4 protein-coding genes are annotated in these 4,901 nt (G+C 64.2%); 2 read left to right on the forward strand and 2 right to left on the reverse strand.

Annotated features, from left to right (window positions below; all coding sequences use genetic code 11):
* Together WA702_RS04735 and mmsB are read left to right on the forward strand one after the other, a co-directional pair.
* The coding region (locus tag WA702_RS04735; protein ID WP_425109378.1) for an ATP-binding cassette domain-containing protein at positions 1–1,370 on the forward strand (1,370 nt) is incomplete at its 5' end.
* Positions 1,371–1,372: 2 nt separating this feature from the next.
* Positions 1,373–2,563, forward strand: coding sequence for a multiple monosaccharide ABC transporter permease (gene mmsB / locus WA702_RS04740; RefSeq protein WP_425109379.1), 1,191 nt, complete (start codon positions 1,373–1,375; stop codon positions 2,561–2,563).
* Positions 2,564–2,687: 124 nt separating this feature from the next.
* Here the strand turns inward: mmsB and WA702_RS04745 are convergent, their stop codons facing one another.
* Together WA702_RS04745 and WA702_RS04750 are read right to left on the reverse strand one after the other, a co-directional pair.
* Positions 2,688–3,167, reverse strand: coding sequence for a MarR family winged helix-turn-helix transcriptional regulator (locus tag WA702_RS04745; RefSeq protein ID WP_425109380.1), 480 nt, complete (start codon positions 3,165–3,167; stop codon positions 2,688–2,690).
* 436 nt (positions 3,168–3,603) lie between these two features.
* Positions 3,604–4,901: rhodanese-like domain-containing protein (locus WA702_RS04750; protein WP_425109381.1), on the reverse strand; the 1,298-nt coding region annotated here is incomplete at its 5' end.

Here is a 4,901-nt window from a genome sequence, read left to right on the forward strand (position 1 = left end):
AGGAGCGGCGCTTCCGCGACATCAATGATTCCGAGGCGCTGGGCATCATCATCATCCACCAGGAACTGGCGCTGATTCCGCTGATGTCGATTGCGGAGAACATCTTCCTGTCGCATGCGCCGTCGCGTCTCGGCGTCATCGATCGCAACGCGGTCTACCGGCGCACCCAGGAACTGCTCGCCCAGGTGGGCCTGAAGGAATCGCCGGATACGCTGATCACCGATCTCGGCGTCGGCAAGCAGCAACTGGTCGAGATCGCGAAAGCACTGTCCAAGCGGGTCAAGCTTTTGATCCTGGACGAACCGACCGCGAGCTTGAACGAGGCGGACAGCCAGGCGCTGCTCGATCGCCTGGTGGCGTTTCGCAATCAGGGCATCTCCTCAATTCTCATCACGCACAAGCTCAACGAGGTCGCCCGCGTCGCCGACCGCATCACGGTGCTGCGCGATGGCCGTTCCGTCGACAGCATCGACTGCCGCGCCGAGCCGGTCCTGGAGGATCGCATCATCAAGAGCATGGTCAATCGCGACATGGCGCACCGCTTTCCGGAGCGGACGCCCAAGATCGGCGAGCCGGTGCTGACGGTCAGGAACTGGTCGGTCTATCACCCGCTGCATCTGGATCGCCAGGTGATCAAGAATGTCGACTTCCAGGTCCGTCGCGGCGAGGTGGTCGGGATCGCCGGCCTGATGGGCGCCGGCCGTACCGAATTCGCCATGAGCCTGTTCGGCCGCGCCTGGGGCGCCCGGATCAGCGGGCAGATCAGCCTTGAAGGCCGCGACGTCGACCTGTCGAGCGTGCCGGCGGCGATCGACGCCGGGCTCGCTTATGTCACCGAGGATCGCAAGCAGCTCGGGCTCATCCTCGCCGAGGACGTCCGCAAGAACATCACGCTGGCGAGCCTCAGGCAGGTCGCGCCAAACGGGGTGATCGACGACATCGCCGAGCTGAAGGCCGCCTCCGGCTATCGCACCCGGATGCGCATCCGCTCCTCCGATGTCTACCAGGAGGTTGGCCAGCTCTCGGGCGGCAATCAGCAGAAGGTCGTGCTGTCGAAATGGCTGATGACCGATCCCAAGGTGTTGATCCTGGACGAGCCGACGCGCGGCATCGATGTCGGCGCCAAGTATGAGATCTACACCATCATCAACGAGTTGGCGGAGGCCGGCCGCGGCGTCGTGGTGATCTCGTCGGAGATGCCGGAACTGCTCGGCATCTGCGACCGGATCTGCGTCATGAACGCCGGCGCCTTCGTCGGCGAGTTCGAAGGCCGCGAGGCCACGCAGGAAAAGATCATGCGCGCCATCATGCGCAATGAAGCCATCATCAATCAACAAGACGACCGCCTGATGCGGGTGGGAGGAGTTTGACCATGACTGACAAGACGGTTTCGCTCCCGGAGCCAAAGGCGCACGGCAGCTTCATCAAGAACAATCTGCGCAGCTATGGCATGCTGGTGTCGCTGTTCGTCATCATGCTGTTCTTCCAGTTCATGACCGACGGCACGCTGCTGCAGCCGCTCAACATGACCAATCTGGTGCTGCAGAACAGCTACATCGTGATCATGGCGCTCGGCATGCTGCTCGTGATCGTCACCGGCCATATCGATTTGTCGGTCGGCTCGGTCGCGGGCTTCGTCGGCGCGGTCGCCGCCGTGCTGATGGTGAACTACCACCTCAACTTCCCGATGGCGATCCTCGTCTGCCTCGTGGTCGGCGCGGTGATCGGCGCGGCGCAGGGCTATTGGGTGGCCTATTTCGGCATACCCTCCTTCATCGTCACGCTTGCCGGCATGCTGGTGTTCAAGGGGCTGGCGCTGGCCTTGCTGCAGGGGCAGTCGGTCGGACCGTTCCCCGGCACCTTCCAGAAGCTGTCGTCGGGCTTCATTCCGGAGCTGTTCCCGAGTGCCGGTACGCATTATCCGACCTCGCTCGCGATCGGCGCGGTGCTGACGCTGGCGCTGGTCTATGCCAGCGTCAAGGGCCGCTCGCGCGAGCAGTCGCACGGCATCGAGGTCGAGCCCTATGCGGTGTTCGTCGTCAAGAACGCGATCCTCGCCGGCGCCATCCTCTACTTCACCTATCTGATCGCGTCGCATCGCGGCCTGCCCAACGTGCTCGTCATCATGACGGCGCTGATCGCGCTTTACGGCTTCATGACCCGGCGCACTGTGGTCGGGAGGCAGATCTACGCGGTCGGCGGCAACGCCAAGGCGGCGAAGCTGTCGGGCATCAAGGCCGAGCGGCTGGTGTTCCTGACCTTCGTCAACATGGGTGCGCTGGCAGCGCTGGCCGGCCTCGTGTTTGCCGCGCGGCTCAACACGGCCACGCCAAAGGCGGGGCTCGGCTTCGAGCTCGACGTCATCGCGGCCTGCTTCATCGGCGGTGCCTCGGCCTATGGCGGCGTCGGGCGCGTCGGCGGTGCGGTGATCGGGGCCATGATCATGGGCGTGATGAACAACGGCATGTCGATCCTCGGCATCGGCATCGACTATCAGCAGGTGATCAAGGGCCTGGTGCTGCTAGGGGCCGTCTGCATCGACGTCTACAACCAGCGCCGCTGAGCTCTGCAGGAGCTGCCGTCATTGCGAGGAGCGCGAGCGACGAAGCAATCCAGTTTGTGTGCAGGATGCCAAGATCGGGACTGGATTGCTTCGCTTCGCTCGCAATGACGGCAACGGCAGCGTTCTAAGGCGCCAGGTTCTCGAAGATTCGTGCCGACAACGAGTTGAGCAGCTTGACTTCGGTCTTGGAGAGGCCACGCAGCGACTCCTTGAAGACGCCCTTGACCTTCTCGCGGCTCTGCTCAAGCAATTTGCGTCCGGCCGACGTGATCATGACCTCGGTCGCGCGGGCGTCGGTGCTCGATGTCCGCACCTTCACCAGACCTTCGCTGGCCATCCGGGTGATGGTCTTGGTCATGGTCGAGATATGGACCACGCTTTCCTCCGCGATTTTGGACACGGTCATCACCTTCTGCTCTGTGAGCAGAGTGAGCACGCGCCAGCGCGGGACGTCGATGCCTGATGGCTTCAGCACCGCATTCATCCGCGTGGCGTAGCGCGCCAGCATGCGCACCGGATGATAGAACGGCGAGCGGCTGGTGATGTAGCGGCTGTCCTCGGCCCTCAGACGGCGCCTGATCTCGTCGGATTCGTTCTTGCGCATGTCCCTCAGCCTAACCCCCGCGCCCCACGATGTGGAGCTCACCGCTATCAGCACGACCCCAAGGCAGGACTCCTTAGAGGAACGGCGCGAGCCCCGCCAGTTGCAAGACGCCGACGAAGCCATCTCAGCGCGTCTCATCCACATCGCAATTTGCGGCTCTCACCTCGCGCGGCCGATTGGCCCCATGACATGAACGACGAACGCCGGCTTTTATTCCCGAATGCCTCCACGAGGAACATGGTGCATGGAAGCAGCGACAGCCGATACCGAGATCCGGAGCCGCCATGCCTGTTACTCAAGCGCGCAGACCGCCCGACACCGGTCTGGTCACATCTACAGGAAACCTGGTGCGCCTGAGCGGCGCCAAGTGACCGAGACGAACTACTGAACTGGTGTGTTAGTGGTCGGCACGCTTCGCTTTGCCCGCCCTACGAAACTACACCACGTGAAAGTTCGATACCGAATCGTTGGCGAGCTGGGCCACCAGCTGCAGCTCCCAGTCGATATAGGCCTGCATCGCTGCGGCCGCGTTGTCGGTGCCTTCATAGGGACGTTTGTAGACGTCGTCGGCTGTCGAGATCAACGAGCTGCTGTTACGCTCGAGCTGGTGACCTGCGGCGGTCCAGGCCCGCGTGCCGCCGGCGAGAACGCGCACGGCGCGCGTCGTTGCGGTTATGGCGTCGGCCAGCGCGAAGCACGCCTCGGCACCGTCATTGCTCGTCAGTACGATCGCGCCGTCACCGGGGAGCTTCGCAAGGCCTTCGGCGAAGCGTGATGCCAACACGAAATGCGCGCCGGGAATGTGGCCGGCCATATAAGCCGGGCTGCGGCTGAGATCGACGATGGTCCATGCGGCAGGATTGCCAGCGAGCTCGTCTACACTGATCGCGGCGGCGCCGACATTCGGCAGCGCCGGCCGCCGCGGCGCCGGAATCTCGGTCTCAGTCGATGCAACGACATCAGGACCGACGGTCGCGGCATCCCAGCCCATCTGCTTCAGCCATGACGCGGTCATGCGCGCGCGCACGCCGTCGTCATCTGACAGCACCAGCCGCGCGCCGCGCACGCCGACCCATTCGTCGATCGCCTGCACCAGTTGACCGCCGGGCGCCGAGGCAAAGCCGGCCGGATGCGACATGGCGTATTCCTCTGGCGTGCGCACGTCGAAGCAATACAGCGTGCGACGATCAGCCTCGGCGCGCCATCGTTCGAACGTCGCGCGATCGAGCACTTGCACGCCGGCGCGCGCGGCCCAATTCGTCGCGTCGGTCAATGCGGCGGCATAGCTCGCCTGCGGCCGCTCCAGGAAGCGATCGGTCTTGCCGCGCGCGACCTGATGGCCTGCCAGGGTCCAGCCGATGGTGCCGTTGCGCAGCGCATAGACCTTGTTGGGCAGGCCGGCATTGATCAGAGATTGCGTGCCGATGATCGACCGGGTGCGGCCGGCGCAATTGACGATGATGGTGGTGTCGGCCGAGGGCGCGATCTCGCGCGCGCGGAAGGCGAGCTCGCCGCCGGGCATGCTGACGCCGCGCGGAATGCTCATGGTGCCGTATTCCTCGAACCGCCGTGCGTCGAGCACCACGAGATTTTTTTCGCTCTCGATCAGGGCCTTGGCCTCATCTGACGACAGCGACGGCGTGTGCCTGATCGCCTCGACCAGCTCACCGAACGCCTTGCTCGGCACGTTGACGTCGCGAAACACCTCGCCCGCCTGCGCATACCCCTTCAAGC

The organism is Bradyrhizobium sp., assembly GCF_049798375.1.
Lineage (GTDB): Bacteria > Pseudomonadota > Alphaproteobacteria > Rhizobiales > Xanthobacteraceae > Bradyrhizobium.